Raw genomic sequence first — 25856 nt, forward strand, 5'->3', positions numbered from 1 at the left:
ACAAAAAAACCGACCCAAGGGTCGGTTTTTTTATGCCTGCTCGGCGCAGTATTTAGCGCAGCGCGCTGCAGGCTCAGAACCGGTAACCAATGCCCACCGCCAACACGTTGGGGTTGAGCTTGATATGGATCGACTGGCCCGACGACAGGTGCGTGGTGGTCTTCAGGAAGCTCTTGTAGTACGCCGCGTCCACAAACCAGCGTTCATTGAAGTTCCAGACAAAGCCCACCTGCGGTGTCAGGCCCCATTTGTTGTCGATGGAGGCGGTGGTGGGGTTGGCTGGGTTGCCGCCGGTCACCGCCGTCAGCGCGGCGGTCGAGCGGTTCTTGAAGAACCGGCTGTACGTCACGCCCAGGCCCAGGTAAGGGCGGAACTGCGCATTGGCCTCGCCAAAGCGGTACTGCGCAAACAGCGTGGCCGGCACGACCTTGGTCTCGCCCAGCTTGCCTGTGCCCGCAATGGCGCCATCGCCGTAGAAGTTGTGCTTGAACGGCAGGCCCACGGGCAGGTCCACCGCCCAGTGGTCGGTGACCATGTAGTTCAGCCCGCCGGTCAGGGCGCTGGCCGAGCCCACGTCCACCGTGGTGCCCGGAAAGCTGGGGGTGGACAGGTTGCCACTGGTGACCTGGGGCGCAATGTGGGTGACCCCAGCGCGGGCGCTGAAAGTGCCTGCCACCTGGGCGCTGGCACTGGCGCCCGACAGCAGGGCGGCAAGGGTCAGAGCGACCGTCAAGGCGGTCTTGGAGAAATGAGGCATGAAGCTTCCTTGGTGTGGTGCTGCGGCCATCTCAGAGCCAGCCTGCCTGGGACAATGAACGCGAGACCAATTGCCCCATCAGCTGGTGCACGTAGGGCGAGGGGTGAAAGCCGTCGGAGAAGGCATAGAACTTCCACCAGTCGGCCCCACCCGCCACGCCCACGGGGGGTGCAGCCGACAGTGCGGCGGCCGTGCAAGTGGGGAAGCTGTAGGTGGGCAAACCGTCGCTGCCACGGCCGGTGACGGGGCACGCTGGCGTGGTGATGTTGCTCAGTTCGTACTGGGCGGGGCGATCCGCCTGGTCTTTGGAGGATTCGTTGAAGTTGACGATGGCCACCCGACTGTCGCCCGCAAAGCTGGCGCTCAGCTGGGTGTTGAACGCCTGAATCCAGGCGTCAAACACCGCTGTGGCCTGCACGCTGGCCGCTGTGCCCTGGGCGGCGGCAATCGAGGCCACCACCAGCTTGAAGCGCGGGGTCTTGAGGATGTCGGGCACGTTCAGCACCGCCACCCGCGTAGCGCCTTTGTCCAGCGCGTTGGCCTTGAGCGTGGCGGCAAACTGCGCAGCCAGGGCCTTCATGTAAGCACCACCGGCCTGCGCCAGGCCAGACGAGCCCCCTGCCAAGGCAGCATTGACGGTGGCGGCATCCAGCACCGTGCTCAGCAGCGCCTTGTAGGCGGCACCGCCGTCGGTGCCAGCCCGGAGGTAGGCGCCGATCAAATCGGCAGCATCGTTGGCGCCGCCGTCCACCAGCAGCAGGTCGGAAGCGACGTAGCCCGCAGCGCCCGCGTCCTTGATCTGCTGGGTGATCGACACCGGCGACGTGGATGCGCTGATGTTGTTGATGCGCCCGCCGCCCACCGCGTAGTTGGTGCAACCCGCCTTGGTGGCAAAGCTGACGCCGTCGGTCGATGCGTAGCGCGCGCACAGCGTTTGGCTGTAGCTGGCGGCCACACGGTCCACCCACAGGGCCGTGGCGCCGGTGCCGGTAGGCGCAGTGCCCTGCACGGTGAACTTGTAGCCAAACGTGCCGCTGTCGGCCAGGCTGTCGCCCACCACTTTGATGCCCCGGATGGGGGCCACAGGGGTCGTGTCTGCCCCGCCCCCGCCACACCCTGCCAGCAGCGCTGCCGCCGCCAGTGAAACCCACAATGCCTTGCGCTGGAAATTCATTGGTATCTGTCCTGCTATAAACAAAAAAATAGAACGACCGTTCTATTTTCAGACGATTCTAAGCAGGAAGGAAAAAAGGCCTTACCGGGAAAACACCGGTAAGGCCAGGGTCGCAACGTGGGGCTCGGCTGACGCAGGCCTGTGCCGGGCTACTTCACGGCGTCAAACACGCCGCGCGCCTGTGCATGGCAAAGCGGGGGCTCGTATTTGCCGTGGTAGCTGCCGTAGTAGGTCGCAAAGGCGGCCGAGGTGGCATCGGTGGGAGCCTTGCCTCCAGGTCCGTAAGTGGCCTGGATGGCCGCATCCACATCCACCGACGTCACATTGGTCACACCGCGTTTGTCAAAGTCGGCCTTCATCACCACCTGGTGCACGGCAGGTGGCACGGTGGGGTCGCCCGCACCGCCGCACAGCAGCACACGGGCTTTGGGCGTCCAGCCGAGCAGGTCGTTCTTTTTGCCCGCTTGGTACAACGGGTTGTTGCCGCCTTGCTGTGCCCCGGTCAAGAAAGCGGGCTGGAACAGCGCGTCTCGGGCCTGATTCGGTGTGCCGCCCGGCAGGTTGCCCGATGTGACCAGGGTGGTGGTGGTCAACGTGGGGTTGGGCAGCAGGTTTTCGATGTAGCTGGCGTAGGGGGCCTTGAAGGCTTCGGACGGGCTGCCATAAATATTGCCGTAGATCTTTTGCCAGGAGGTCACGATCATGGGCACAAAGAACTGATACCCGACGATCGCCTCAGTGAGCTGCAAAGAACCCGACAGGTTGTATGGCCCGGCCAAGTGGGCGCCCGCCACCACATTGAATTCGCCCGCGTGGTCGCGCTCGGCGGCCCGGTGGGCAGCCATGGAGGCATGCCCACCCTGCGAATACCCGGTAAACATCACCTTGCCCGAGAGCTTGGCGCCCACGGCGTCGGCTGCGTTGCGCGCAGCGCGTGCCGAGTCGATGAGGGTGGCGGCCTGCGAGTCAGCGTGCAGATAGGGGTGAAAGCCGTAGGTGGACTTGGCATAGCCCAGGTAATCGGTGGCCACCACGGCATAGCCCTGGGCGGCATACATGGCGGCCAGCAAAAAGGTTTCGGGGTCTTGCGGGTTGGCCAAGGTGCGGGTTTTGAGCACCTCGGTGCCCCGCGCGTTGACCACCAGTGGCGCAGCGGCAGAGCAGGCCCCCGCAGGCACCAGCATGGCCCCCGAGGCATTGCTCATCTCGCCGTCCTTCACGCCCGGGGTGCGGTAGTTCAGTGCCACCACCTTCACATCGCACTTGGCTTTTCCGCTCAGGGCCTGCAGGCCGCTGGCCGCGGTGGCGGCGTCGATCTGCGCCACCGTGAGGGTGGTGAGCACCGTGGGCGGGTCGATGAGCTCGCCCCGCACAGAATCGTCAGAGCCGCCGCAAGCAGCAAGCAAGGCCGCCGCAGCGGCCACACAGGTAAGGCGCAATGGAGTCATGGACATTCCCTCTCGTGGATGGTGGATGGGTCACACAGACCGCGCATGGTGCGCGCACCTGCGCTGCAGCATCCATAGGGGATAACGAGGCACCCTGGCCTCAGGTGACGCCTAGGCGACAAGGCCCTGCACGGCCCGCCCGTGCCGCAGGTTCAGCACGCCGGGCGATCACCAAAGCGCAGCTTCATCCCCAGGATGGCACTGGCCAGCACCAGGGTGATGGCATTGGCGATCACGATGGGCCAGGCCTGCAGCACCACGCCATAGGCCAGCCACAACGCCACCCCCGAGGTGAACACGCTGTACATGCCCAGCGAGATGCCGCTCACATCACGTGTGCGAAACGTGTGCAGGGCCTGGGGCAGAAAGCTGCAGGTGGTCAGCGTGGCGGCAAGGTAGCCAATCAGGTCAGACAAGGGCATGGGAGGGCGGGAGGGGCTTGGGACAACGAGGGGCCGGGGCGCCCACGCGCCCCAGGAGCCTTGCACTCTGAACCAAATTGGCCTCTAGCGCAATCAGATAAAGCGCTAATAGCTATTAATTCAATAGCACATCAATCCCGCGCTGCCCAGTCCGTGAGGGCGTCCAGAACGGGTCGCGCGGCATTGGCATTGGGGTGGTTGACGATGGCCACCAGCACGTAGCGCTTGCCGCTTTGGGCGTGCACGTAGCCCGCCACGGCCATCACGTCGCGCAGGCTGCCGGTCTTGAGGTGCGCGGCCCCTCGGCTTTGGCTGCGGCGCAGGGTGCCATCCACCCCGGCAATGGGCAGCGACGCCACCAGCTCGGGCATGACGGGCGATGCCCAGGCGGACTGCAGCATGCGCCCCAACCCCAGGGCCGTCACGCGGGCGTCGCGGCTCAGGCCCGCGCCGTTGTCGGGCACGGGGGCGTCCACATCGGCAAAGCGGGCCTGCCACCACTGGCGCAGGGCCTCGCGGGCGCCGTCCATGGTGGCCACGCCGCCCTTCTGGCGGGCCAGGGCCAGAAAGACATGCTGCGCCATCACGTTGTTGCTGTACTTGTTCACATCGCGCACCACCTCGGCCAGCGCGGGCGAGGTGCTGACAAACGCGGGCTTGAGCCCGGCGGGCACCTTGCCGTCGCGCACGGTGCCGGTGAGCTTGCCACCCAGCTCGCGCCACATGCCCTCGACCGCACGGGCGGCAAAGTCACGCGGCGCCGGGTAGGCCACAGGCCACACACGCTCGCCGCACGACGCGGGGTACGCGCCCTGAAAGCTCACCTTCAGCGGGTCGCCCAGCTCGGCCCGCAGCGCGCCGCGCCAGTCGCCGCAGTCGCCCCCAGCAGCGGCCAAAGCAACGGTGGCGGGCCGCTGCACCCCGGCCAGCGGCGGGTCGTACTGGATGCGGGCCACCCCGGCAGGGCCATCGGGCACAAAGGTCATGACGCTGGACTTGTAGTTCAGCAGCAGTGCGTCGGGCGACGCGTTGTAGGGCCGCAGCGGCTCGCCATCGAAGCGGCCGGGGTCTTGCTCGGGCACGTCAAAGGCCGTGCGGTCCAGCACGATGTCGCCCACGATGACCTGGATACCCTGCGTCTGCAGGCGCCGCATCAGCAGCCACAGGCGCTCCACCACCAGCTTGGGATCACCCTGGCCCTGGATGTAGACGTTGCCCTTGAGGCTGCCGCCCTGCACCGGGCCCTCCACAAACACCGGCGTGCTCCAGGTGTAGGCGGGCCCCAGCTGCTCCAGCGCCGCATAAGTGGTGACGAGCTTCATCACCGAAGCCGGGTTGACCGGCACCTGCGCCCGGTAGGACAGGCGCGGCGCGGTGCGCGCGCCGCCTTGTGCGTCGGCCACCAGCACGCTGATGGCATCGCGCGGTAGTTTGCTGCGGGCCAGTGCACTTTCCACCTCGGGCGGCAAAACCCCCTGCGCCGTGCCAGTCTGGGCCTGCGCAACCACGCTCCACGCCACAGCGCACGCCGCAGCCCCCCAAGCCACGGTGTTCAAAGCGGCGCGGCACCAATCTGCCTTGTCTGTCATTCGCTGAGTCATGCCTTGAGTCTAGTGTCCCGAGTTGGAGACTCGTCTCATAAAGACGCCGAAATCGTCGCCATGCTGCGTTGCACATCCTCGCGATAGCTTCGGCTATCGCTGCGGTTTGCGCCTTGCCTGGCGACGATTTCGGCCTCTTTATTTCATCAACCAATCTCCAACTCGGGACACTAGTGCGCACCCGCGCTAGGGCTAGACCGCGAGGCCTCGCCCCTCTCGCCCTGGCCGAGGAGCTCCGCAGCGGTTGCTGCAGCGGGCACCTCACCGTGGCAAAGAACCCGTCGATTCAACTTCGGCACTGAATCCAGGGCCGAAGCGCCACGCGCTGCGGCGTTGCGTAAATGTCGATTCGGCACACCCACGAGCCCCAAAACAGGTCACGGATATTTACACTAAGCAACAAATGACCCCGCGCCTCAGACACAGCGCGGGCACTGCAGTGCGTCGATGGCCACAGCCCCCAAGCCACGCCCTGAGCAAGCACCCAACGTGCCAGTCATTCCCCACAAAACCAACCGATACAACAGGGTGCCCTATGAACCAACTCTCCAACCTCTCCGTTGCCAAGCGCCTGGCGCTTGGGTTTGCTCTGGTGCTGCTGCTGTCCATGGGGGTGATTACGCTGAGCATTTCGCGCCTGAACGCCCTGGCCGACGCGACCGAAGAGATGGTGCAAAACCCGATCAAAACCGAGCGCTTGGTCAGTGACTGGTCCCGCAACCTGCGCACCGGCATCACGCGCACCGCCGCCGTCGCACGCAGCAGCGACCCGGCATTGGCCGACTTTTTTGCTGAGGACAGCAAGGCATCGTCCAAAAGCTCGGGCGAGCTGCAAAAGGCCGTCGAGGCGCTGATGCTTCTGGACTCAGAAAAGAAGCTGTTCCAGGAAATTGGCGAGCTGCGCACCATTTACCTGAAAAACCGGGACACCATTTTTGCCCTCAAGAAGGAAGGCAAGGTGGACGAAGCCAACACGCTGCTGGAAAAGCAGTTCATGCCCGACGCCAACAAATACGGCGCCAAGATGGACGAGTTGCTGCGCAGCCAGCGCGAGCAAGTAGACCAACTGGGCCAGGCCATCCAGGACAACCGCAGCACCAGCCGCCGCCTGCTGGTGGCGCTCGGGGTGCTGAGCGTGGCACTGGGTGCGCTGTTTTCGTGGATTCTGGCCCGCTCGATCACCGTGCCTCTGACCCAGGCGTCTGACCTGGCCAAGCGCGTGGCCGAAGGCGACCTTACGGCCAACGTGCCCGCGCATGGCAAGGACGAAGTGGGCGAGCTGGTGTCGTCCCTGGCACTCATGCAGAACAACCTGGCCAACGTGGTGAACAACGTGCGCCGTGGCTCCGAGTCGGTGTCCAACGCCAGCGCAGAAATCGCCCAAGGCAACAACGACCTGAGCGCCCGCACCGAGCACCAGGCCAGCGCGCTGGAAGAAACCGCCGCCAGCATGGAAGAGCTGAACTCTGCCGTGCGCAACAACGCCGACAACGCCCGCCAGGCCAACCAACTGGCACTGACGGCCTCCAATGTGGCGATTCAAGGCGGCACCGTGGTGGGTGAGGTGGTTGAAACCATGAAGGGCATCAACGACGCCAGCCGCAAGATCAGCGACATCATCAGCGTCATCGACTCCATTGCCTTCCAGACCAACATCCTGGCGCTGAACGCGGCCGTGGAAGCCGCCCGCGCTGGCGAGCAAGGGCGCGGGTTTGCCGTGGTGGCCTCTGAAGTGCGCAGCCTGGCCAGCCGCAGTGCCGAGGCTGCCAAGGAAATCAAGAGCCTCATCAACGCCAGCGTGGAGCGCGTGGAGCAAGGTACCTCACTGGTCGACAAGGCCGGTGCCACCATGAACGAAGTGGTCAGCAGCATCCGCCGCGTGACCGACATCATGGGCGAAATCAGCGCGGCCAGCAACGAACAGAGCTCGGGCGTGGCCCAGGTGGGCGAGGCCGTCACGTCGATGGACCAGGCCACCCAGCAAAACGCAGCCCTGGTCGAAGAAATGGCCGCTGCCGCCAGCAGCCTGCGCACCCAAGCGCACGACCTGGTGCAGGTGGTGGCGGTGTTCAAGCTGACCGCAGACCAAAGCCACACCCCCATGGCGCACAGCAGCGCCCCTGCAGCGCGCAGCCTGCCCACACCGGCACGGCCCGCTGCCAGCGCCAAAGCCCCCAGCAAGGCACCGGCCCCCAAGGTAGCGCAACCCCTGGCGGCCAAAGCGCCAGCCCTGGCCGCAGCGCCCAAGCCCGCCGCCAAGCCTGCCAGCCGCGCACCCCAGCCCGGCAATGACGACGAATGGGAGTCCTTCTGATCCGGGGCTGAACCTGGGGCGGGTGACAGGGCCACCCGCCACCGCAGGTATCCTGTCGGGTGTTTTGCGGGCGCGCATGTTGCCCTCTGCCACAGGGGCACCCCCACTGCGCAGGGGGCACAATCCACCGCCTGAACCCTTTTTGCGGTGCGCCGCGCACCCGCCCTGACCGCCCCGGCCCATGAATCTGCTCGCCTTTGACTCCAGCACCGACACCCTATCCATCGCCGTCCAGCGCGGCGATGCGGTGTGGCAGCACACAGCACCCGGAGGGCCGCAAGCTTCTGCCGCGCTGATTCCGGCCATTCAGCGATTACTGGCCGAGGCCGGGCTCAGCTTTGACACCCTGGAGCTGATCGTGTTTGGCCGGGGGCCGGGCTCGTTCACCGGGCTGCGCACCGCCTGCGCCGTGGCCCAGGGCCTGGCCTTTGGGGCACGCCACGGCCAGGGTGTGCCCGTGCTGCCGGTGGACACCCTGCTGGCGGTGGCCGAAGAGGCCCGCCACCAGCACGGCTGCACCCAGGTGCTGGCGGTGCTGGATGCGCGCATGAACGAGGTCTACAGCGCCCGCTGCACCTGGAGCGACGCCACCCAGCGCTGGCAGGCGGACGCCGACTTTGGCCTCTGCGCCCCTGAGGCCTTGGCCCTGCCCGACGCAGACCTGGCCACCTGGGCCGTAGCGGGCAACGCCCACACGCCGTATGGCGAGCGCCTGCTGCCCCAGGCCCGCCATGTGCTGGCCCTGCCCACGGCCACCGCCTTGCTGCGCCTTGCCCCCGCCCTGTTGGCCGCTGGCGGCGCCGTGCCTGCCAGCGAAGCCCTGCCGCGCTACATCCGCGACAAGGTGGCAAACACCACCGCCGAGCGAGAGGCACTGCGCGCCCAGGCCAGCCTGGCCGCCGCCACCCAACCCAACCCTGCCCCATGAGCGCCGTGCCCGCCTCCTTGGCCACCTCTGCAGCCAATGCGCCCCAGGCACCTGTGGAAGTGCGCTTTGAAAAGCTCACGCTGGCGCACCTGGACACCCTGCTGGACGTGGAATTCAGCGCCTACTCGCACCCCTGGTCGCGCGGCAACTTCACCGACGCTATGGCGTCGGGCTACGAATGCCAGTTGCTGATGGCGGGCGAACACCTGTTGGGCTACTTTGTGGCCATGTTGGGGGTGGAAGAGGTGCACCTGCTCAACATCACCGTGGCCCCGGCCTACCAGCGCCAGGGCTGGGCACGGGTGCTGCTGGACGCCCTGGCCCTGTGGGCGCGCGGGCGCCAGGCCCAATGGCTGTGGCTGGAGGTGCGCGCCAGCAACCTGCGCGCCCAGCATGTCTATGAAACCCACGGCTTTCGGCGCGTGGGCGAACGCAAGCGCTACTACCCCGCCGCCCAAGGGCAGCGGGAAGATGCCGTCGTGATGAGTCTGCCGCTGTGAATGATCGTCGTGAGCCCGTTGTTGTGAGCCTGCCTGTATGAGCCTGAACCTTGATGCGCGCCAGCGCGCCATGCTGCAAGAGATGGGGGTGACCGTGTGGGCCCGCGCAGAGGCAGCCACGCCTGTGCCGGTGGTCCCCCTGCCCCCCACCGCTGCGGCCAGCACGGCCCAGCCGCCCGCCCAACCCTCATCGGCCACCACACACCCACCTGCGCAGCACCCTCCGGCCCAGCGGCCGGAGGCCACGGCCACCCCAGCGGCCCGCGCCCCCAGTGCCGCGCCGTCTAGGCCTGCCCCTGCCGCTGCGCCCGCTGCAGCCAGTGGCCTGGGCACACCCGCCACCGCAGCCCCAGCCCTGCGCCTGCATGCCCCGCAGCCGCTGTACCCCACGGCCGACCCAGCGCAGACCCCCAGCACCCTGGGCGCCAGCTGGCTCATCGTGACCGAAGGCGTATCGGCCACCGAGCCCTTGGGCGGCGACACCGGCAAGCTGCTGGACAACATGCTGCGCGCGATGCAGTTGCACCGCCACCCCCGGGTGTTCTTGGCCGCCTTGGCGCGCCCCACCCCGGGCGCACGGGCCGCCGAAGACGACGCCCCCACCGATGTGGCGCAGGCACTGGAACAAGCGGTGCACACCTTGCAACCCGCCATGGTGCTGGTGCTGGGCCACGTGGCCGCGCGTGCAGCCCTGGGCCGCACCGAGCCCCTGGGACGCCTGCGTGCCGTGCCCCACACCGTGGGCGGACGCCCGGCCGTGGTCACCTACGACCCGGCCTTCTTGCTGCGCTCGCAAGACGCCAAGGCCGCCACCTGGGCCGACCTGTGCCGCGCGCTGGCGCTGGTACGCAAGGGTTAAGCACCGGTTGACGGTATCGCAAGGGGTCGCCCACAGGCACGTGGAGCCCCGTCCATCCCTCGCCTTTTTTTGCGGCCAGGCCGCCGCATACCACGGGCGCGCGCGGCCGTCGGGTGCCATAATCGCGGGCTCAATCAACAAACGGAGACAGCTCCTTGGAAACCTACCCGAGTTGGTAGCTTTCAGCTCCCTGGCACGCCGCGTGGGGTTGAAAGCAACCCTATCCCCCCACACCGCAGATGCCATATGACAAGGGAGTGAGCCTATGCTCAACATCTTCACGCTCGCCAACGGCCGGCTGTTTCAGGAAGAAATTGAATCGCTGGAAGAGCTGACCAAGTTCCAGCCGATCTGGGTGGACCTGGAAGCCCCCACGCTCGAAGAAAAACGCTGGATCAAGCAGCACTACGGTCTGTCCATCCCCGAGGATGCGATGGACGAAGACATCGAAGAATCCGCCCGCTTCTATGAAGAAGACAACGGCGAGCTGCACATCCGCAGCGACTTCTTGATCGACGACGACGAGGACCCCCGCTCGGTGCGCGTGGCCTTCATCCTCAACCAGCACAACGCCCACCTCAAGAGCCGGGGCGTGCTGTTCTCCATCCACGACGAAGACGTGCCCGTGTTCCGGCTGCTGCGCATGCGCGCCCGCCGTGCGCCGGGCCTCATCGAAGACGCCAAGGAAGTGCTGCTCAAGCTGTTTGACGCGGACGCCGAATATTCGGCCGATACCCTCGAAAACATCTACGACGAGCTGGAAAAAGTCAGCAAGCAAGTGCTGGCCGGCGATGTGACCGATGCCCTGGCCGGCGAGGTGCTGGGCGCCATCGCCCGCCAGGAAGACTTGAATGGCCGCATCCGCCGCAACGTGATGGACACGCGCCGTGCCGTGAGCTTCATGATGCGCTCCAAGATGCTCAACGCCGAGCAGTTCGAGGAAGCACGCCAGATCCTGCGCGACATCGAATCGCTGGACAACCACACGGCGTTTCTGTTCGACAAGATCAACTTCTTGATGGACGCCACCGTCGGTTTCATCAACATCAACCAGAACAAGATCATCAAGATCTTCTCGGTGGCCAGCGTGGCGCTGCTGCCGCCCACGCTGATTGCCAGCGTGTACGGCATGAATCTCAAGTTCCCCGAACTGGAGCTGCTGGGCGCTGCGGCCTATCCCTACGTGCTGGCACTGATGGTGACCAGCGCACTGGGCCCGATGTGGTACTTCCGCAAGCGCGGCTGGTTGAAGTAGCCCCCCTGTGGCGCTGCGCGCCTTCCCCCCCGAGGGGGGACGCCTCCGGTGGACCGGCGAAGCCGGATCCACGGTGGCGCTGGTATGGGTGCACGCCCGTATCAACGCCCGCGGTTCTTTCGAGCGTAAGAGCAAGAACAAAACTAGTCGCTAGCACTTTCTGAATAAGCGCTAGCAGCTATGACTTTCATAGCTTTTGCAAAAAACTCAGCATGATGTGTTCGGCGTAGCGTGTTGCTACGGTGTTCACAAACGCCGGGAAGTCCACGTGCGCGGTGTCGTCGGCGCGGTCGGAGATGGTGCGCATGGCGGCAAAGGGCAGGCCGTAGTCGTGACAGACCTGGGCGACGGCGGCGCCTTCCATTTCTACGGCCAGCACGTCGTGGCCTGCATCGCGCAGGGCGGTGCGCAGGCCCTGGGCCTCGACGGCGGCGCTCACAAAGCGGTCGCCGCTGGCCACCAGACCGTGGTGCACCCTTGGCTGGTTCGTTATCAATTTGGAATCAAATAGGCCCCTAACGCTTTCTACATAAGCGCTAACAGCTTCCAAAAGCATAGCACTCAGTGCCGCATCACAGCCCAGGCGGATGCGGGCGTAGCCGGGCAGCTCCCAGCGCGGAAAGATGGGCGAGGCGTCCATGTCGTGCTGCACGTAGTCTTGCGCCACCACCACGTCGCCCACCTGCACCCCGTCGCCCACGCCCCCGGCCACGCCGGTGAAGACGATGCGCGCCACGCCAAACCGCTCTGCCAGTGCGGTGGCCGTGGTCGCTGCGGCCACTTTACCGATGCCCGACAGCGCCAGCACCACGGAGCGCCCGTGCCAGTCGCCCCGCCAAAAGGCCCGCCCCGCATGCATGACGCGCTGGGGCTGCGCCAGGTGCTGCAGCAGGGAGCTTTGTTCTTCGGGCAGGGCGCTGAGGATGGCGGTGGTCATGGGGAGGATGGTGTGGGATGGGTCAGGGCGTCAGAACCTGTTCAAGAGACTGCGCCATGGAAAACGGCCCCAGCGGGGCCGTGCGACTTTGAACAGGTTCTCAGTCGCTGATGGGTCTCTTCGCACCGCAAATATCCGTTCGGGCTGAGCCTGCCCGAGCCTTGCGACGCGCTAGGGCAAGCTCAGCGTGAACGGTTCCAGGTGGTTTGGCGTCAGGTCACTTCTTATCTCGCAATTCCCTGCGCAGAATCTTGCCCACGGGCGTCTTGGGCAGCTCGGTGCGGAACTCAATCACGCGGGGCTGCTTGTAGCCGGTCAAGTTGGCCTTGCAGAATTCCTTGACCTGGGCTTCGGTGAGGGCGGGGTCTTTCTTCACGATCACCAGCTTCACGGCCTCGCCAGTCTTCTCGTCGGGCACGCCGACCACGGCGCATTCCAGCACGCCAGGCAGGGCCGCCACCACTTCTTCGACTTCGTTGGGGTACACGTTAAAGCCGCTGACCAGCACCATGTCCTTCTTGCGGTCCACGATCTTGAAGTAGCCGCGCTCGTCCATCACGCCCACGTCGCCCGATTTGAAGTAGCCGTCTTCGGTCATGACCTTGGCGGTTTCGTCGGGGCGCTGCCAGTAACCCGCCATCACCTGCGGGCCCTTGATGGCGATCTCGCCCGACTGGCCCAGGGTGGTGACCTCGCGGCCCTCGTCATCGATGAGCTTGATGTAGGTGCTGGGCACAGGCGTGCCGATGGTGCCGGTGAACTCTTTGGCCGTGACGGGGTTGCAGCTGACGATGGGCGATGTCTCCGACAGGCCATAGCCCTCGCAGATGGGGCAGCCCGTCTTGCCCAGCCACAGCTTGGCCACAGCGCCTTGCACGGCCATGCCTCCGCCCACCGACACCTTCAGGTTCTTCCAGTTGACGGTGTGGAAGTCAGGGTGGTTGGCGAGGCCGTTGAACAGCGTGTTCACCGCAGGCAGGCTGTGGAAGGTGTGCTTGGACAGCTCTTTGAGCACCGCAGGCAAATCGCGTGGGTTGGGGATCAGGATGGTCTTGCCGCCCATGCGCATGCTCAGCATCATGTTCGCCGTGAAGGCGAAGATGTGGTACAGCGGCAGCGCGCACACGGTGACGGCCTGCTCGCCAGGCGCCAGCGACTTCATCACAGGCTCGTTCCAGGCCTCGGCCTGCAGCACGTTGGCAATCACATTGCGGTGCAGCAGCACGGCGCCCTTGCTCACTCCCGTGGTGCCGCCGGTGTACTGCAGCAGGGCAATGTCGTCGGGCTTGATGTCCACGGCCTTGAAGCTGCCGCGCTCGCCCTGGGCAATCGCATCATTGAAGCGCACAGCGCCAGGCAGGCTGTATTCGGGCACCAGCTTCTTGACGTTGCGCACCACGTAGTTGACGAGCATGCCCTTGAGGAAGCCCAGCTGGTCGCCCATGGCGCACAGCACCACGTGCTTGACGGGGGTGTTGGCAATGCACTGCTGCAGTGTGGCCGCAAAGTTCTCGATGATGACGATGGCTTTGGCGCCGGAGTCCTTGAGCTGGTGCTCCAGCTCGCGCGGGGTGTACAGCGGATTCACATTGACCACCACAAAGCCTGCGCGCAGCACGGCGGCCACCACCACAGGGTATTGGGGCACGTTGGGCATCATGATGGCCACGCGGTCGCCCTTGGCCAGGCCTTGGCCCTGCAGGTAGGCGGCAAACGCGCGGCTCAGCGCGTCGGTTTGCCCAAAGCTGATGTCCTTGCCCATGAAGCTGTAGGCCACACGGTCTGCGTAGCGGCCAAAGGCCTCGTCCATCAGCGCCACCAAAGAGGCGTACTGGGTGGGGTCAATGTCTGCGGGTACGCCTTGCGGATAGGCGGCCAGCCAGGGGCGGTCGGTCATGCGTGTCTCTCCAAACTTCTCGGTCGGTGGAGCCCGGTCTTGTAGTGGCCGGTGGTGCTCCGTGGTTGCTAAAAAATTCTGCGGTGTCGCCCAAGGGCCATCCCTGCGAGCGGTGTTCCCGAAGGGCTTACTCCAAGGCTTTTCCAATGTCTTCGACCACCTTCTTGGCGTCGCCGAAGACCATCATGGTCTTGTCCATGTAGAACAGCTCGTTGTCCAGGCCCGCATAGCCTGCGGCCATGGAGCGCTTGTTCACAATCACCGTCTTGGCCTTGTAGGCTTCGAGGATGGGCATGCCGTAAATCGGGCTGCCCTTGGTGTGGGCTGCGGGGTTCACCACGTCGTTGGCGCCCAGAATGATAGCCACGTCGGCCTGCCCGAATTCGCCGTTGATGTCTTCCATCTCAAACACCTGGTCGTAGGGCACTTCAGCCTCGGCCAGCAGCACGTTCATGTGGCCGGGCATGCGCCCTGCCACGGGGTGGATGGCGTACTTCACAGTGATGCCTTTTTCAGTGAGCTTGGCCGCCAGCTCTTTGACGGCGTGCTGCGCCCGCGCCACCGCCAGGCCATAGCCGGGCACGATGACCACGGTTTCGGCATTGCCCAGCACAAAGGCCACATCGTCGGCACTGCCCGTCTTGACGCTGCGCTGCACCTGCGCGCCCGCCGCCGCAGTGGCCGTGTCGCCGCCAAAGCCGCCCAAAATCACGTTGAAGAACGAGCGGTTCATGGCCTTGCACATGATGTAGCTCAGGATCGCGCCCGAGCTGCCCACCAGCGAGCCCGCAATGATCAGCATGGAGTTATTGAGCGAGAAGCCGATGCCCGCTGCCGCCCAGCCCGAGTAGCTGTTGAGCATGGACACCACCACCGGCATGTCCGCCCCGCCAATCGGGATGATGATGAGCACGCCCAGCACGAACGACAGCGCCAGCATGGCGAAGAAGGCGGTCCAGCTCTCGGTGGCCACGAACAGCAGCCCCAGCCCCACGGTGGTCAGGCCCAGCACCAGGTTCAGCAGGTGCTGCCCGGCAAACTGCACCGGGGCGCCTTGAAAGAAACGAAATTTGTACTTGCCCGAGAGCTTGCCAAACGCAATGACCGAGCCACTGAAGGTGATGGCCCCGATGGCCGCACCCAGGAACAGCTCCAGCCGGTTGCCCACCGGAATCGGCTGGCCTTTGCCCACAATCTGAAACGCCCAGGGCTCGGCCACGGCGGCCACGGCGATGAAGACCGCCGCTAGGCCAATCATGCTGTGCATGAAGGCCACCAGCTCGGGCATCTTGGTCATCTCCACGCGCCGGGCCATCACCGTGCCCGCCGCGCCGCCCACCAGCAGCGCGCCCAGCACATACACCATGCCCTCGGCCTTGCCGCCCGACAGCTCCACAATCAGCGCCGCCGTGGTGAGGATGGCAATCGCCATGCCCGCCATGCCAAACACATTGCCCCGAATGGAAGTGGTGGGGTGCGAGAGCCCTTTGAGGGCCTGAATGAAGCAGACGCTGGCGACCAGGTACAGCAGCGTGACGAGGTTCATGCTCATGTCGCCTGCTCCTTATTTGATAGCTGCTTGCGCTTTATCCACGGGTACTTTGCGCTCTTTTTTCTTGAACATCTCCAGCATGCGCCGGGTGACGAGAAAGCCACCAAACACATTCACCGCCGCCAGCGCCACGGCCAGCACGCCCATGGTTTTGCCCAGCGTGGTCTCGGTGAGCGCCGCCGCCAGCATGGCCCCGACGATGACGATGGCCGAGATGGCGTTGGTCACCGCCATGAGCGGGGTGTGCAGGGCGGGCGTCACCGTCCACACCACGTGGTAGCCCACATAGATGGCCAGCACAAAGATGATGAGGTTGATCAACGTGGGCGAGACAGCATCCATGGGGTTCTCCTGTGGGACGGGGTTAACCGGGATTGGCCCAGGCCCCGAGGGCCCAGGCTGGCAAAGGCAATAGCGTCATCCGCTGGCGCGAAGCACCCCAGGGACAACTCACAACTTCGACTCAGGGATCGGGAACGCTGGCAAGGCCAGGTACCCGTCCATCATGCTGACGCTCAAACGTGCGGCCTGCGCCACTTTCTGGGCCCAGTCCTGTGCGGGGTAGCCTGCGCGCAAGAATTCTTCGTTGTTGATGGTCTTGGGGCGCACCAGGCGTTGGTCGGCCACGATGTTCACTTCGACGTACGCGCCGCCTTGGGTGGCGTAGCGGTAGTTGAGGTGCGACACCGGGCGCGTGAAGGCCACCTTGTGGTCGGCCATCCAGCGCACCAACTCGGGCTGGTTCTTGTCCAGCCAGTCGCGGTTGTTGGCCCAGCGCTTGAAGCGCAGGCAATCCACACGCACCGGGCTGGCCTGGGCGGCGTCTTCCACCCACACGCCATCCTGGCGGGGGCAGGTGCCGGTCCACAGCGTTTGCTCACGCGGGTAGTTGGTGCTGTTGGTTTGCACCAGCGCTACCGCCAGCAGCTCCTTGTCGGCACCGCGCAGCCCCACGGCGCGGGTCTGCAAGGGGATGGTGCCGGGGGCGGGGCGCACGGGCAGGGCCACGGTGCTTTGGCCCAGGTCTTCCCAGGCGCCTTCCGGCAAGGCCAGCCGCGCACGGCCCACGGGGTATTCAGGGGTGGCTGCAGGTTTGACGGGGGCACAGGCCACAGTGGCCAGCACGCCCGCTGCCACCACGGCACGCAGGCCCCACTGGCGCAGGGCGCGCAGGGCGCGGGCAGGTTCAGAAAAAAGCGTTGCAGTGTTCAAACGGGTCAGCCGGGTAAAAAGGGGGATGCGTGTCGAAAGGGTCATGCGCGTTTCAGGGTGCCTTCGTGGGCCATAAGGCAGGCGGCCACGATGTCGTCCTGCATGTCCACATGCAGGGCACCTTCCTTGTTGATGATGAGTTTCAAAAAATCCAGAACGTTGCGAGCGTACAGCGACGACGCATCGGCCGCGACCAGGGCGGGCAAGTTGGTCTCGCCCACCAGCGTCACGCCGTGCTTGACCACGGTGCTGCCGGGCTCGGTCAGCGGGCAGTTGCCGCCCTGCGGGGCGGCCAGGTCCACGATCACCGAGCCGGCCTTCATGGCCTGCACCATCTCGGGCGTGACCAACACGGGCGCCGGGCGGCCCGGAATGAGCGCGGTGGTGATGACCACATCGGCCTGCGCCACGCGCTTGGCGACTTCGATCTTTTGCCGCTCCAGCCAGCTGGGGGGCATGGGGCGGGCATAACCGCCTACGCCTTCGGCGGCCTCTTTTTCCTCAGCCGTTTCGTAGGGCACGTCAATAAACTTGGCGCCCAAAGACTCGACCTGTTCCTTGACGCTGGGGCGCACGTCCGACGCCTCGATCACCGCGCCCAGCCGCTTGGCCGTGGCAATGGCCTGCAGGCCCGCCACACCCACGCCCAACACCACCACGCGCGCGGCTTTCACCGTACCGGCGGCCGTCATGAGCATGGGGAAAAAGCGCTGGTAGCGGTCGGCCGCGATCATCACGGCCTTGTAGCCCGCAATGTTGGCTTGGGAAGAGAGCACGTCCATACTCTGTGCGCGGGTGGTGCGTGGCGCAGCCTCCAGGGCATAGGCGGTGACGCCCGCCGCCGCAAGGCGCTGCAGGCCAGCGGCATCAAACGGGTTGAGCATGCCCACCAGGGTGGTGCCGCTGCGCAACCAGGGGGCCTCGGCCTCTGACGGGCAACGCACCTTGAGCACCAGCGGGGCGCCCCAGGCGCCTGCGGCGTCGGTGATCTCGGCGCCAGCGGCCTCATAGGCCGCATCGGTCACGCTGGCAGCCAGGCCCGCACCCGACTGCACGCGCAGGCTGTGCCCCAGAGCGGTGAGCTTTTTGACGGTCTCGGGCGTCGCGGCGACCCGGGTTTCACCGGCCACGGTCTCTGCTGGCACTCCTATGAACATGTCATCTCCTCGCGTTGGGCAACCCGGTGATCGTTCAAAATTCTGAACGGCAGCTTACATGAAGTTGTTTTGGCAGCATGGGGGGTTTACCGCACTTTGCGACGACTTTGCTGCGTTGTGTCAGCCACTGAACGCAGGCTCCAAAGAAAAAGCCCGAAAGCACCAAGTGCTTGCGGGCTGTATCAGCGGGCGGGGCCCCGGCGGAAAGGCGCCAAGCGCCCGCCCACCTTCAAAAATCAGTTCACCACCTGGGCCAAAGCGCCCGAGGCGTATTGCGCAGCGATGGTCTGCAGGCTCAGGCCCTTGATCTTGCTGCCCTGGCCTTCGCAACCGAACTCCAGGTAGCGCTGCTTGCACACCAGCTTGGCCGCTTCGCGGGCGGGCTTGAGCCATTCGCGGGCGTCGAACTTTTCTGGGTTTTCAGCCAGGAACTTGCGCACCGCGCCGGTCATGGCCAGGCGGATGTCGGTGTCGATGTTGATCTTGCGCACGCCGTGCTTGATGGCTTCCTGGATCTCGGCCACGGGCACGCCGTAGGTTTCCTTCATCTTGCCGCCGTACTGGTTGATGATGGCCAGCAACTCTTGCGGTACGGAAGACGAGCCGTGCATCACCAGGTGGGTGTTGGGAATGCGGGCGTGGATTTCCTTGACGCGGCTGATGGCCAGGATGTCGCCTGTGGGCGGGCGGCTGAACTTGTAGGCGCCGTGGCTGGTGCCGATGGCAATGGCCAGCGCGTCCAGTTGCGTGGCCTTGACGAATTGAGCAGCTTCCTCGGGGTCGGTCAGCATCTGGCTGTGGTCGAGCTTGCCTTCGGCGCCAATGCCGTCTTCCTCGCCGGCATCGCCGGTTTCCAGGTTGCCCAGGCAGCCCAGCTCGCCCTCCACCGTGACGCCGTACTTGTGTGCCAGCTCCACCACCTTGCGGGTCACGTCCACGTTGTAGTCAAAGGACGAAGGCGTTTTGCCGTCTTCCATCAGCGAGCCGTCCATCATCACCGAGCCAAAGCCCAGGTCGATGGCGCCCTGGCAGATCTTGGGCGAAGTGCCATGGTCCTGGTGCATCACCAGCGGGATGTGGGGGAAAGCCTCGACCGCGGCCTGGATCAGGTGCTTGATGAAGGGCTCGCCTGCGTACTTGCGGGCGCCTGCGCTGGCTTGCAGGATGACCGGGGCCCCCACCTCGTCTGCGGCCGCCATCACGGCCTGGACTTGCTCCAGGTTGTTCACATTGAATGCAGGGATGCCATAGCCATTGATAGCGGCATGGTCGAGCAGTTCGCGCATGGAGACGAGAGGCATGGTCGTTGGGTCCGTTGTGGGTGGGTGAGGGGGCGCCAGGGCCCTTCACGGGCTGGCAATTTTTCAAGCGGAAGTTGGTAACCGCTTGGTAACTCTGTGATTTTACCTGTGTGCCGCGGACCCTTCCTTTGGCAAATCCAGACGGTAGCAGGTGGTGAATGGCGCAGGAGCCTGCGCTTTGCCAAACCGGGCACGGTGCACCTGGGCAACGCGGGCCACAATTTCATGGCCCAGGTGCAGGCTGTCCACCGCCACCACAGGGGGTGGCGCACCACCGTGCTCAGGGTGGGGGCGCGCACCGTCGTCGCACACCTGCAGCCAGGCCGCCTGAGCCCCACTGTCCTTGGCCCTGTCTTCTGCCATTTGCACCGCAATGTGGGTGCCTGGGGGCGTGTGTTTAAGGGCATTTTCGATGAGGTTGCGCAAAACCAGGTCCAGCAGCACGGCATGCCCTTGCACCCACAGGCTGGCCGGGGCGCTGACTTCCAGCTCATCGCCCCGCTGCCAAGCCGCCTGCGCATAGTCGGCACATACGCCACGCGCCATGGCGGCCAGGTCCACCTGGGCCGTGGCGCTGTCCAGCTCGGCACGGCTGGCGCGGGCCAGGGCCAGCAACTGGTTGAGCACATGCCCGGCCCGCAGGGCGTCTTGCCGAATGCGCCCTAAGGCTTGCACCTGGGCGTCCGGCTCCAGCCCACCGTCCAATGCACTGGCTTGCAGCGCAATGGACGACAGGGGTGTGCGCAGCTCATGGGCCACCTCATTGGCCAGCCGGCGCTCACGGGCCATGGCGGCCTGCTGGCGGTCCAGCAGGGTGTTGATGGATGCCTCCACAGACTCGAACTCTTTCCAGGCGTTTTGGGACGCCAGGCGGTGGTCCATGGCTGGGTCCAGCGCCGCCACGTCGTCCGACAGGGCGTAGAGCGGCTTAAGCCCCCGGCGCAACGCCAGCCCCAGAGCCAACGCAATGACGGGCAGCAGCCACAGACCCGGCTCAATCATCTGCTCGGCAATGTCTTCTGCCAGCTCATCACGTTCGTGCACGGCCACCAGCACCATGATCTTGCGGTTGCGCTCCACGTTCCATTGCGAAAAACCGCGCCATGCCACCGGCGGCGTGCCCAGTTGCAGGTCAATAAACCCCTCGCGTGCATCGAACGGGGGCAATTGCGCCGAGCCACTCACCGCCACCAGACGCCCCTGCGCATCCCACTGCGCCACGCTCAAGGACTGCTGGTAGTCGTGCGCCTTCAGGCCGGGCAGTGGAGTGCGCTCGGTGGCATGCACACCGTCCACCGCTTCAAAGGCGCGCAAGTTCAGCAACAAGGCGGCCACGCTGGCCAGGTGCCCGTCGGTCAGCTCATCGGCCTCGTGGACCCCGGTTTTGTAGCCCAGAAAGACAAAGCTGCCCCACACCACCACCAGCGCCCCCAAAGACCACAGCAGCAGGTGGCGCGTGAGGGAAGCGCGGCCGCCGGGCGCTGGGGCACGGGAGTCTGCAGGGGAGGTCATGCGGGCTCCTGGGGCATGAAGTAGCCCACACCGCGCATGGTCATGATGCTGGCGCTGCCCAGCTTGCGGCGCAGGTGGTGGATGTGCACTTCCACCGCATTGCTTTCAATGGCGGCGTCCCAGCTGTAGAGGTGTTCCTCGATTTGCTGGCGCGAAAGCACCCGACCACGCGCCTCCAGCAGCACGCGCAGCACCGAAAACTCGCGCGGAGACATGTCCACCGGCTGCCCCTGGAGCCGCACCGTGCGGGCAGCCGGGTCCATCTCGATGCCTGCGTGGCGAATGGTGGGCGCCGCGCGGCCTGCGGCGCGGCGCAGCAGCGCCCTCAGCCGCGCATCCAGCTCGTCAATATCAAACGGCTTGGCCAGGTAATCGTCGGCCCCCATGTCCAGCCCCGCAATGCGCTGCTGCACCTGGTCCCGCGCGGTCACGATCAGCACCGGCGTGGCGGGGTCCGGCAGCGCAGAGCCCGCGCTGCCTGGGGCCGAGCGCAGCCGCTGCAGCAGCACCCCGCCATCGGCGTCGGGCAAGCCCAGGTCCAGCAAGATGGCGTCAAAGCGCTCGGTGCGCAGGGCATTCCAGGCACTGGCGACATCGCCGCACACATCCACGGCATAACCGCGTTGCTGCAGCGTGGTGCGCAGGCCGTCGGCAATGCCTGCATCGTCTTCAATCACGAGGATTCGCATAGGGACATTGTCGCTGCACACCACGTCGGCCCCAACGCTCCCCACGCCAAACTTTGGCAGCGGGAGCCCAACCGCCGCTGCCGTTTGCATTTTCTTGCACTTTAAGAAGCTGTTAAGGCCCCATTCCTACAGTGCGGGCATGCCTCACGCCTCCCCTCACTCCAGCCCGGACTACCCCAGCAACCGCACCCTGCTGGCATGGACCCTGGCCTGCTTTGCCTGCCTGATTGCCTGGGATGCCTCAGGAAAAGACCTGGCCATGGCCCAGCTTTTTGGATCAGAAGCCGGTTTTCCGCTGCGAGAGCAGTGGTTTGTCATGCATGTCATGCACGAAGGCGCCCGCCGGTTGGGCTGGGTGGTCGTTTTGCTGCTGGCGCTGGGCGTGTGGTGGCCCAAGGGCATCCTGCGGCAGCTCCAGCTGAGCGAGCGGCTGCAACTGGCCAGCAGCGCCTTGGTGGCCTTGGCCGTGATCAGCATTTTCAAGAACATCAGCAATACCAGCTGCCCCTGGGACCTGGCTGAGTTTGGCGGGGTGGCCCGACACGTATCGCACTGGGCGCTGGGCATTCTGGACGGCGGCGGCGGGCGCTGCTTTCCAGCGGGCCACGCCTCGGCAGGCTTCGCGTTTGTAGGGGGCTACTTTGCGCTGCGGCGCAAGCACCCACGGGCCGCATGGGTGTGGTTGGGCGCATCGCTGCTGATGGGCTTCATTCTGGGTGGCGCGCAGCAGGTGCGCGGCGCCCATTTCATGAGCCACACCCTCTGGACCGCTTGGCTGTGCTGGACGGCTGGCTGGCTGTGGGACATGGCATTCCAGGCCTGGAGGCAGCACGCCGTCTTTCATGACAGCACCCCTGCCACCTTGAGCACTTCGCAGCACCGTGCTCACTCTTGATCAAAGCCTCTTTGAGGCCATCAACGCGGGGCCTGCAACCCCCCTGTTTCTCATTGCCTTGGCCCGCTGGGTCTCTGTCACCCTGCCCTTGCTGGTGGGTGCGGCCCTGGCGCTGTGGTGCGCGCTGGGAACTCGCGAACACCGGTGGGTGATCGCCAAGGCTTTGGTGGCCATGGCCATCACCTGGGTCGGCGTTCACCTGCTGCGCTGGGGGGTTCCAGCGCCTCGCCCGGCCCAGTTGGGTTTGGGCATCCAGTGGCTGGAGCATGGCGCCAGGGCGGGCTTCCCAAGCATGCATGCAGCGCAGTCCTTTGCCCTGGCCACCAGCCTGGCCTTGTGCCGCATGCCCCGGTGGGCAGGGGTGGCGTTTTTAGGTGCCGCAGCCATTGCCTGGAGCCGCGTCTTCCTGGGCGTGCACTTTCCGCTGGATGTACTGGCAGGCGGCACCACTGGCATCTTGGCCGCAGGCGCCACGGGCTGGCTGGTGACGCAAGCGCCGCTCAGCTGGCAACGCAGATTTTCAGCATATTCGTCCCACCCGGCGCGCCCATGGGCTCGCCGCAGGTGATGGCGTAGACATCGCCCTTTTGCACGATGTTGCGGCTCTTGAGGTGGCGCTCCGCCTGCTCCAGGGCCGTGTCGCGGTCAGCGCTGGTGTCCATCAGCAAGGGGCGCACGTTGCGGTACATGGCCATCTTGCGCTGCGTGGCGATCTTGGGGGTCAGCGCATAGATCGGAATGTGGATGCGGTGGCGGCTCATCCACAGGGCCGTGGCGCCGCTGTCGGTCATGGCGACGATGGCCTTGGCACCCAGGTGGTGGGCGGTGAACAGTGCGCCCATGGCGATGGACTGGTCGATGCGGCCAAAGGTCTGGCCCGTGAAGTCGGCGTCCTGAGGGTGGTCTTCTGCGGCCTCTGCAGCGGCGCAGATGGTGGCCATCTCGGTCACGGTTTCCAGCGGGAATTTGCCTGCTGCGGTTTCCGCGCTCAGCATCACGGCATCGGTGCCATCGAGCACGGCGTTGGCCACGTCACTCACCTCGGCGCGCGTGGGCACAGGGTTGGTGATCATGCTTTCCATCATCTGCGTGGCGGTGATCACGACCTTGTCGAGCTGGCGCGCCATGCGGATCATTTTCTTTTGCAGTGCGGGCACGGCGGCATTGCCCACCTCCACCGCCAAGTCGCCACGCGCCACCATGATGCCGTCGCTCACGCGCAGGATGGCTTCGAGGTGCGGGATGGCTTCGGCACGCTCGATCTTGGCGATCAGGCCGGGCTTGTGGCGGTACTCTGCCGCAGCCACGTTGCACAGTTGGCGGGCCATTTCCATGTCGGTCGCGTTCTTCGGAAAGCTCACGGCCACGTAGTCGGCCTGAAAGCTCATGGCCGTGCGGATGTCTTCCATGTCCTTGGCCGTGAGGGCCGGTGCCGTGAGGCCGCCGCCTTGCTTGTTGATACCCTTGTTGTTGGACAGCTCGCCGCCGAGCTTGACGGTGGTGTGCACCTCCTCGCCACGCACTGAGTCCACCGTAAGCACGATCAAGCCGTCGTTGAGCAGCAGCAAGTCGCCCGCCTTCACATCACGGGGCAGCTCCTTGTAGTCCAGGCCCACACCGTTGATATCGCCTGGCTCGGTGCGCGAAGCGTCCAGCACAAACTTGGCGCCAGGCTCCAGAAACACCTTGCCCTCTGCAAACTTGCCCACGCGGATCTTGGGACCCTGCAGGTCGGCCATGATGGCCACCTCGCGCCCGGCGCGCTGGGCCGCAGCGCGCACCGTGGCGGCACGGTCAATGTGGTCCTGTGCTTTGCCGTGGCTGAAGTTCAGCCGCACCACGTTGACGCCCGCTCGGATCATCGCCTCGAGCAGTTGCGGGTCGCTCGAAGCGGGGCCCAGGGTGGCAACGATCTTGGTGGCGCGGCGAATGGCCATGGTGTGTCTCTTTCGCTTGGATGTAATCGGGTTTCAATTTTCACACGAAACCGGTTACATCCCCGTTACCAGAAAACCCTGACACGGGCCGTGGGAACCGACGACACCTGGGTTCAGCCGCGCATCAGCGCTTCGATCTCATCCCCATCCACAGGCACGTCGCGCGTGATCAACTCGCAGCCGCTGGCGGTGACCACAGCGTCGTCCTCGATGCGGATGCCGATGTTCCAGAACTGCTCTGGCACGCCCTCGGCAGGACGCACATACAGCCCCGGCTCAATGGTCAGCACCATGCCGGGCTGCAGCACGCGGCTGGGGCGGTTGGTGATGGTCTCGCCCGAGAGCGGGTCCTTGCGCTCGCTGGTCTGGCCCACCTCGCCAGGCTCCACGTAGCTGCCGCAGTCGTGCACGTCCATGCCCAGCCAGTGGCTGGTGCGGTGCATGTAGAACTGGAAGTAGGCCCGCTTTGCAATCACGTCCTGCGCGGTGCCCAGCTTGTTTTTATCCAGCAAGCCCAGGTCGAGCAGGCCTTGGGCCAGCACGGCCACCGTGGCGTCGTGCGGGTCGTTGAAGCGGGCGCCGGCCTTGGTGGCGGCAATGGCGGCCACCTGGCTGTGCAGCACCAGGTCGTACAGCGCGCGCTGCGGGCCGGTGAACTTGCCGTTGGCCGGGAAGGTGCGGGTGATGTCGCTGGCGTAGCCATCGAGCTCGCACCCCGCGTCGATCAGCACCAGCTCGCCATCGCGCACCGGGGCCGCGTCGGCGCGGTAGTGCAGCACGCAGGCATTGGCCCCTGCCGCCACGATGGAGCCATACGCGGGGTACTGCGAGCCGCCTTCGCGAAAGGCGTGCAGCAACTCGGCATCGAGGTGGTACTCGCGCACGTCCTGCCCTGCGCGCAGCATGCGGGCCGAGCGCTGCATGGCGCGGATATGGGCCTGGGCGCTGATCTGGCTGGCGCGGCGCATGGTGTCCAACTCGTGCGCGTCTTTGATGAGGCGCATCTCGTCGAGCAAAGTGCAGGCGTCGCTTTGCTCGGTTGGGCACAGGGCCCCATAGCGCACACGGGCCCGCACGGCGTTGAGCCAGCCTTCCACGCGTGCGGCCAGGCCTGCGTGCGTGGCAAACGGGTACCAGACGCAGCTGCGGTTTTCCAGCAGGCGGGGCAGCTGGGCGTCCAGCACGGCGGCCGACTGTGCGGCGTCCACCCCCAAGGCCTCGAGCGCGGCGGCGGGGCCCAGGCGGTAGCCGTCCCAGATCTCGCGCTCCAAGTCTTTGGGCTGGCAAAACAGCGTGCTGTGCCCCTCGGCCGTGAGCACCAGCACCGCGCCGGGCTCGGTAAAGCCAGTCAGGTAATAAAAGTAGCTGTCGTGCCGGTAAATGAAGTCGGTGTCCCGGTTGCGCGGGCGTTCAGGCGCGGTGGGAACAATGGCGATGCCGCCAGCGCCCAGCATCGAGGCGAGGCGGGCACGGCGCTGGGCGTAGATGGATTGCGTTGCATTCATGCGC

Annotated in this window: 23 protein-coding genes; 7 read left to right on the forward strand and 16 right to left on the reverse strand. The window is 65.6% G+C overall.

Features of this window, described 5'->3' with window-relative positions; genetic code table 11:
- Window positions 1-73: 73 nt before the first annotated feature.
- The 5 genes from C8C98_RS06095 to dacB form a co-directional block, all read right to left on the reverse strand.
- Complete coding sequence (locus C8C98_RS06095) at window positions 74-757, reverse strand: OmpW family protein (RefSeq protein WP_121456065.1); 684 nt, start codon at window positions 755-757, stop codon at window positions 74-76.
- A 31-nt stretch (window positions 758-788) separates the two neighbouring features.
- Window positions 789-1931 (reverse strand): SGNH/GDSL hydrolase family protein, encoded by a 1143-nt coding sequence (locus C8C98_RS06100; RefSeq protein ID WP_121453532.1) that lies wholly within the window; start codon window positions 1929-1931, stop codon window positions 789-791.
- A gap of 149 nt (window positions 1932-2080) precedes the next feature.
- Window positions 2081-3379 carry a S9 family peptidase gene (locus tag C8C98_RS06105; RefSeq protein ID WP_121453533.1) on the reverse strand — a complete coding sequence of 433 codons (1299 nt, stop codon included), beginning with the start codon at window positions 3377-3379 and terminating at the stop codon, window positions 2081-2083.
- Between the two features lie 152 nt (window positions 3380-3531).
- Window positions 3532-3801 carry a SemiSWEET transporter gene (locus C8C98_RS06110; protein ID WP_121453534.1) on the reverse strand — a complete coding sequence of 90 codons (270 nt, stop codon included), beginning with the start codon at window positions 3799-3801 and terminating at the stop codon, window positions 3532-3534.
- Window positions 3802-3932: 131 nt separating this feature from the next.
- Window positions 3933-5390 (reverse strand): D-alanyl-D-alanine carboxypeptidase/D-alanyl-D-alanine-endopeptidase, encoded by a 1458-nt coding sequence (gene dacB / locus C8C98_RS06115; RefSeq protein WP_121453535.1) that lies wholly within the window; start codon window positions 5388-5390, stop codon window positions 3933-3935.
- A 547-nt stretch (window positions 5391-5937) separates the two neighbouring features.
- Here dacB and C8C98_RS06120 point away from each other — a divergent pair.
- From C8C98_RS06120 to corA, 5 genes are all read left to right on the forward strand, one after another.
- Window positions 5938-7716, forward strand: coding sequence for a methyl-accepting chemotaxis protein (locus tag C8C98_RS06120; protein ID WP_121453536.1), 1779 nt, complete (start codon window positions 5938-5940; stop codon window positions 7714-7716).
- A gap of 181 nt (window positions 7717-7897) precedes the next feature.
- Window positions 7898-8644, forward strand: coding sequence for a tRNA (adenosine(37)-N6)-threonylcarbamoyltransferase complex dimerization subunit type 1 TsaB (tsaB, locus tag C8C98_RS06125; RefSeq protein WP_121453537.1), 747 nt, complete (start codon window positions 7898-7900; stop codon window positions 8642-8644).
- A complete protein-coding gene (gene rimI, locus C8C98_RS06130) occupies window positions 8641-9144 on the forward strand; it encodes a ribosomal protein S18-alanine N-acetyltransferase (protein ID WP_121453538.1) in 504 nt (167 codons plus the stop codon). Before tsaB ends, rimI begins: the two co-directional genes overlap by 4 nt.
- Before the next feature lie 37 nt (window positions 9145-9181).
- Window positions 9182-10003 (forward strand): uracil-DNA glycosylase family protein, encoded by an 822-nt coding sequence (locus C8C98_RS06135; protein ID WP_121453539.1) that lies wholly within the window; start codon window positions 9182-9184, stop codon window positions 10001-10003.
- A gap of 265 nt (window positions 10004-10268) precedes the next feature.
- Window positions 10269-11258, forward strand: coding sequence for a magnesium/cobalt transporter CorA (gene corA / locus C8C98_RS06140; protein WP_121453540.1), 990 nt, complete (start codon window positions 10269-10271; stop codon window positions 11256-11258).
- 187 nt (window positions 11259-11445) lie between these two features.
- Here the strand turns inward: corA and C8C98_RS06145 are convergent, their stop codons facing one another.
- The 9 genes from C8C98_RS06145 to C8C98_RS06185 form a co-directional block, all read right to left on the reverse strand.
- A complete protein-coding gene (locus tag C8C98_RS06145; protein WP_121453541.1) occupies window positions 11446-12195 on the reverse strand; it encodes a 5'-methylthioadenosine/adenosylhomocysteine nucleosidase in 750 nt (249 codons plus the stop codon).
- A 217-nt stretch (window positions 12196-12412) separates the two neighbouring features.
- Window positions 12413-14092, reverse strand: coding sequence for a long-chain-fatty-acid--CoA ligase (locus C8C98_RS06150; RefSeq protein WP_121453542.1), 1680 nt, complete (start codon window positions 14090-14092; stop codon window positions 12413-12415).
- Between the two features lie 127 nt (window positions 14093-14219).
- The gene (locus C8C98_RS06155) at window positions 14220-15644 is read right to left on the reverse strand and encodes an NAD(P)(+) transhydrogenase (Re/Si-specific) subunit beta (protein ID WP_121453543.1); all 1425 of its coding nucleotides are present in this window, start codon (window positions 15642-15644) and stop codon (window positions 14220-14222) included.
- A gap of 12 nt (window positions 15645-15656) precedes the next feature.
- Window positions 15657-15986 (reverse strand): NAD(P) transhydrogenase subunit alpha, encoded by a 330-nt coding sequence (locus C8C98_RS06160; RefSeq protein WP_121453544.1) that lies wholly within the window; start codon window positions 15984-15986, stop codon window positions 15657-15659.
- Between the two features lie 108 nt (window positions 15987-16094).
- Window positions 16095-16901, reverse strand: coding sequence for a hypothetical protein (locus C8C98_RS06165; RefSeq protein WP_233574468.1), 807 nt, complete (start codon window positions 16899-16901; stop codon window positions 16095-16097).
- Complete coding sequence (locus tag C8C98_RS06170; protein ID WP_121453545.1) at window positions 16898-18013, reverse strand: Re/Si-specific NAD(P)(+) transhydrogenase subunit alpha; 1116 nt, start codon at window positions 18011-18013, stop codon at window positions 16898-16900. Before C8C98_RS06170 ends, C8C98_RS06165 begins: the two co-directional genes overlap by 4 nt.
- Window positions 18014-18249: 236 nt before the next feature.
- A complete protein-coding gene (fba, locus tag C8C98_RS06175) occupies window positions 18250-19314 on the reverse strand; it encodes a class II fructose-bisphosphate aldolase (protein ID WP_099657005.1) in 1065 nt (354 codons plus the stop codon).
- Between the two features lie 102 nt (window positions 19315-19416).
- On the reverse strand, window positions 19417-20826 hold the full coding sequence (locus C8C98_RS06180; RefSeq protein WP_121453546.1) for a histidine kinase dimerization/phospho-acceptor domain-containing protein: 1410 nt from the start codon (window positions 20824-20826) through the stop codon (window positions 19417-19419).
- Window positions 20823-21515: a response regulator transcription factor gene (locus C8C98_RS06185; protein ID WP_121456067.1), complete on the reverse strand. Its 693-nt coding sequence runs from the start codon at window positions 21513-21515 to the stop codon at window positions 20823-20825. Before C8C98_RS06185 ends, C8C98_RS06180 begins: the two co-directional genes overlap by 4 nt.
- A 139-nt stretch (window positions 21516-21654) precedes the next feature.
- Between C8C98_RS06185 and C8C98_RS06190 the strand changes: the two genes are divergently transcribed.
- A complete protein-coding gene (locus C8C98_RS06190) occupies window positions 21655-22410 on the forward strand; it encodes a phosphatase PAP2 family protein (protein ID WP_121453547.1) in 756 nt (251 codons plus the stop codon).
- Window positions 22397-22978: a phosphatase PAP2 family protein gene (locus C8C98_RS06195; protein ID WP_121453548.1), complete on the forward strand. Its 582-nt coding sequence runs from the start codon at window positions 22397-22399 to the stop codon at window positions 22976-22978. The genes C8C98_RS06190 and C8C98_RS06195 overlap by 14 nt, the downstream gene beginning before the upstream one ends.
- On the opposite strand, the gene pyk is transcribed toward C8C98_RS06195, so the two are convergent.
- Together pyk and C8C98_RS06205 are read right to left on the reverse strand one after the other, a co-directional pair.
- Window positions 22911-24347: a pyruvate kinase gene (gene pyk / locus C8C98_RS06200; protein ID WP_121453549.1), complete on the reverse strand. Its 1437-nt coding sequence runs from the start codon at window positions 24345-24347 to the stop codon at window positions 22911-22913. The two genes, C8C98_RS06195 and pyk, sit on opposite strands and share 68 nt — an antisense overlap.
- A 113-nt stretch (window positions 24348-24460) precedes the next feature.
- Window positions 24461-25852, reverse strand: a complete 1392-nt coding sequence (locus tag C8C98_RS06205; protein WP_121453550.1) for an aminopeptidase P N-terminal domain-containing protein — start codon at window positions 25850-25852, stop codon at window positions 24461-24463.
- Between the last annotated feature and the right edge of the window lie 4 nt (window positions 25853-25856).

The organism is Acidovorax sp. 106, assembly GCF_003663825.1.
Lineage (GTDB): Bacteria > Pseudomonadota > Gammaproteobacteria > Burkholderiales > Burkholderiaceae_C > Acidovorax.

Bases quoted from the DNA above. Each gene is read 5' to 3' on its own strand.
- C8C98_RS06095 (WP_121456065.1), bottom strand. From the start codon at position 757: ATGCCTCATTTCTCCAAGACCGCCTTGACGGTCGCTCTGACCCTTGCC.
- C8C98_RS06100 (WP_121453532.1), bottom strand. From the start codon at position 1,931: ATGAATTTCCAGCGCAAGGCATTGTGGGTTTCACTGGCGGCGGCAGCG.
- C8C98_RS06105 (WP_121453533.1), bottom strand. From the start codon at position 3,379: ATGACTCCATTGCGCCTTACCTGTGTGGCCGCTGCGGCGGCCTTGCTT.
- C8C98_RS06110 (WP_121453534.1), bottom strand. From the start codon at position 3,801: ATGCCCTTGTCTGACCTGATTGGCTACCTTGCCGCCACGCTGACCACC.
- dacB (WP_121453535.1), bottom strand. From the start codon at position 5,390: ATGACAGACAAGGCAGATTGGTGCCGCGCCGCTTTGAACACCGTGGCT.
- C8C98_RS06120 (WP_121453536.1), top strand. From the start codon at position 5,938: ATGAACCAACTCTCCAACCTCTCCGTTGCCAAGCGCCTGGCGCTTGGG.
- tsaB (WP_121453537.1), top strand. From the start codon at position 7,898: ATGAATCTGCTCGCCTTTGACTCCAGCACCGACACCCTATCCATCGCC.
- rimI (WP_121453538.1), top strand. From the start codon at position 8,641: ATGAGCGCCGTGCCCGCCTCCTTGGCCACCTCTGCAGCCAATGCGCCC.
- C8C98_RS06135 (WP_121453539.1), top strand. From the start codon at position 9,182: ATGAGCCTGAACCTTGATGCGCGCCAGCGCGCCATGCTGCAAGAGATG.
- corA (WP_121453540.1), top strand. From the start codon at position 10,269: ATGCTCAACATCTTCACGCTCGCCAACGGCCGGCTGTTTCAGGAAGAA.
- C8C98_RS06145 (WP_121453541.1), bottom strand. From the start codon at position 12,195: ATGACCACCGCCATCCTCAGCGCCCTGCCCGAAGAACAAAGCTCCCTG.
- C8C98_RS06150 (WP_121453542.1), bottom strand. From the start codon at position 14,092: ATGACCGACCGCCCCTGGCTGGCCGCCTATCCGCAAGGCGTACCCGCA.
- C8C98_RS06155 (WP_121453543.1), bottom strand. From the start codon at position 15,644: ATGAGCATGAACCTCGTCACGCTGCTGTACCTGGTCGCCAGCGTCTGC.
- C8C98_RS06160 (WP_121453544.1), bottom strand. From the start codon at position 15,986: ATGGATGCTGTCTCGCCCACGTTGATCAACCTCATCATCTTTGTGCTG.
- C8C98_RS06165 (WP_233574468.1), bottom strand. From the start codon at position 16,901: ATGACCCTTTCGACACGCATCCCCCTTTTTACCCGGCTGACCCGTTTG.
- C8C98_RS06170 (WP_121453545.1), bottom strand. From the start codon at position 18,013: ATGTTCATAGGAGTGCCAGCAGAGACCGTGGCCGGTGAAACCCGGGTC.
- fba (WP_099657005.1), bottom strand. From the start codon at position 19,314: ATGCCTCTCGTCTCCATGCGCGAACTGCTCGACCATGCCGCTATCAAT.
- C8C98_RS06180 (WP_121453546.1), bottom strand. From the start codon at position 20,826: ATGACCTCCCCTGCAGACTCCCGTGCCCCAGCGCCCGGCGGCCGCGCT.
- C8C98_RS06185 (WP_121456067.1), bottom strand. From the start codon at position 21,515: ATGCGAATCCTCGTGATTGAAGACGATGCAGGCATTGCCGACGGCCTG.
- C8C98_RS06190 (WP_121453547.1), top strand. From the start codon at position 21,655: ATGCCTCACGCCTCCCCTCACTCCAGCCCGGACTACCCCAGCAACCGC.
- pyk (WP_121453549.1), bottom strand. From the start codon at position 24,347: ATGGCCATTCGCCGCGCCACCAAGATCGTTGCCACCCTGGGCCCCGCT.
- C8C98_RS06205 (WP_121453550.1), bottom strand. From the start codon at position 25,852: ATGAATGCAACGCAATCCATCTACGCCCAGCGCCGTGCCCGCCTCGCC.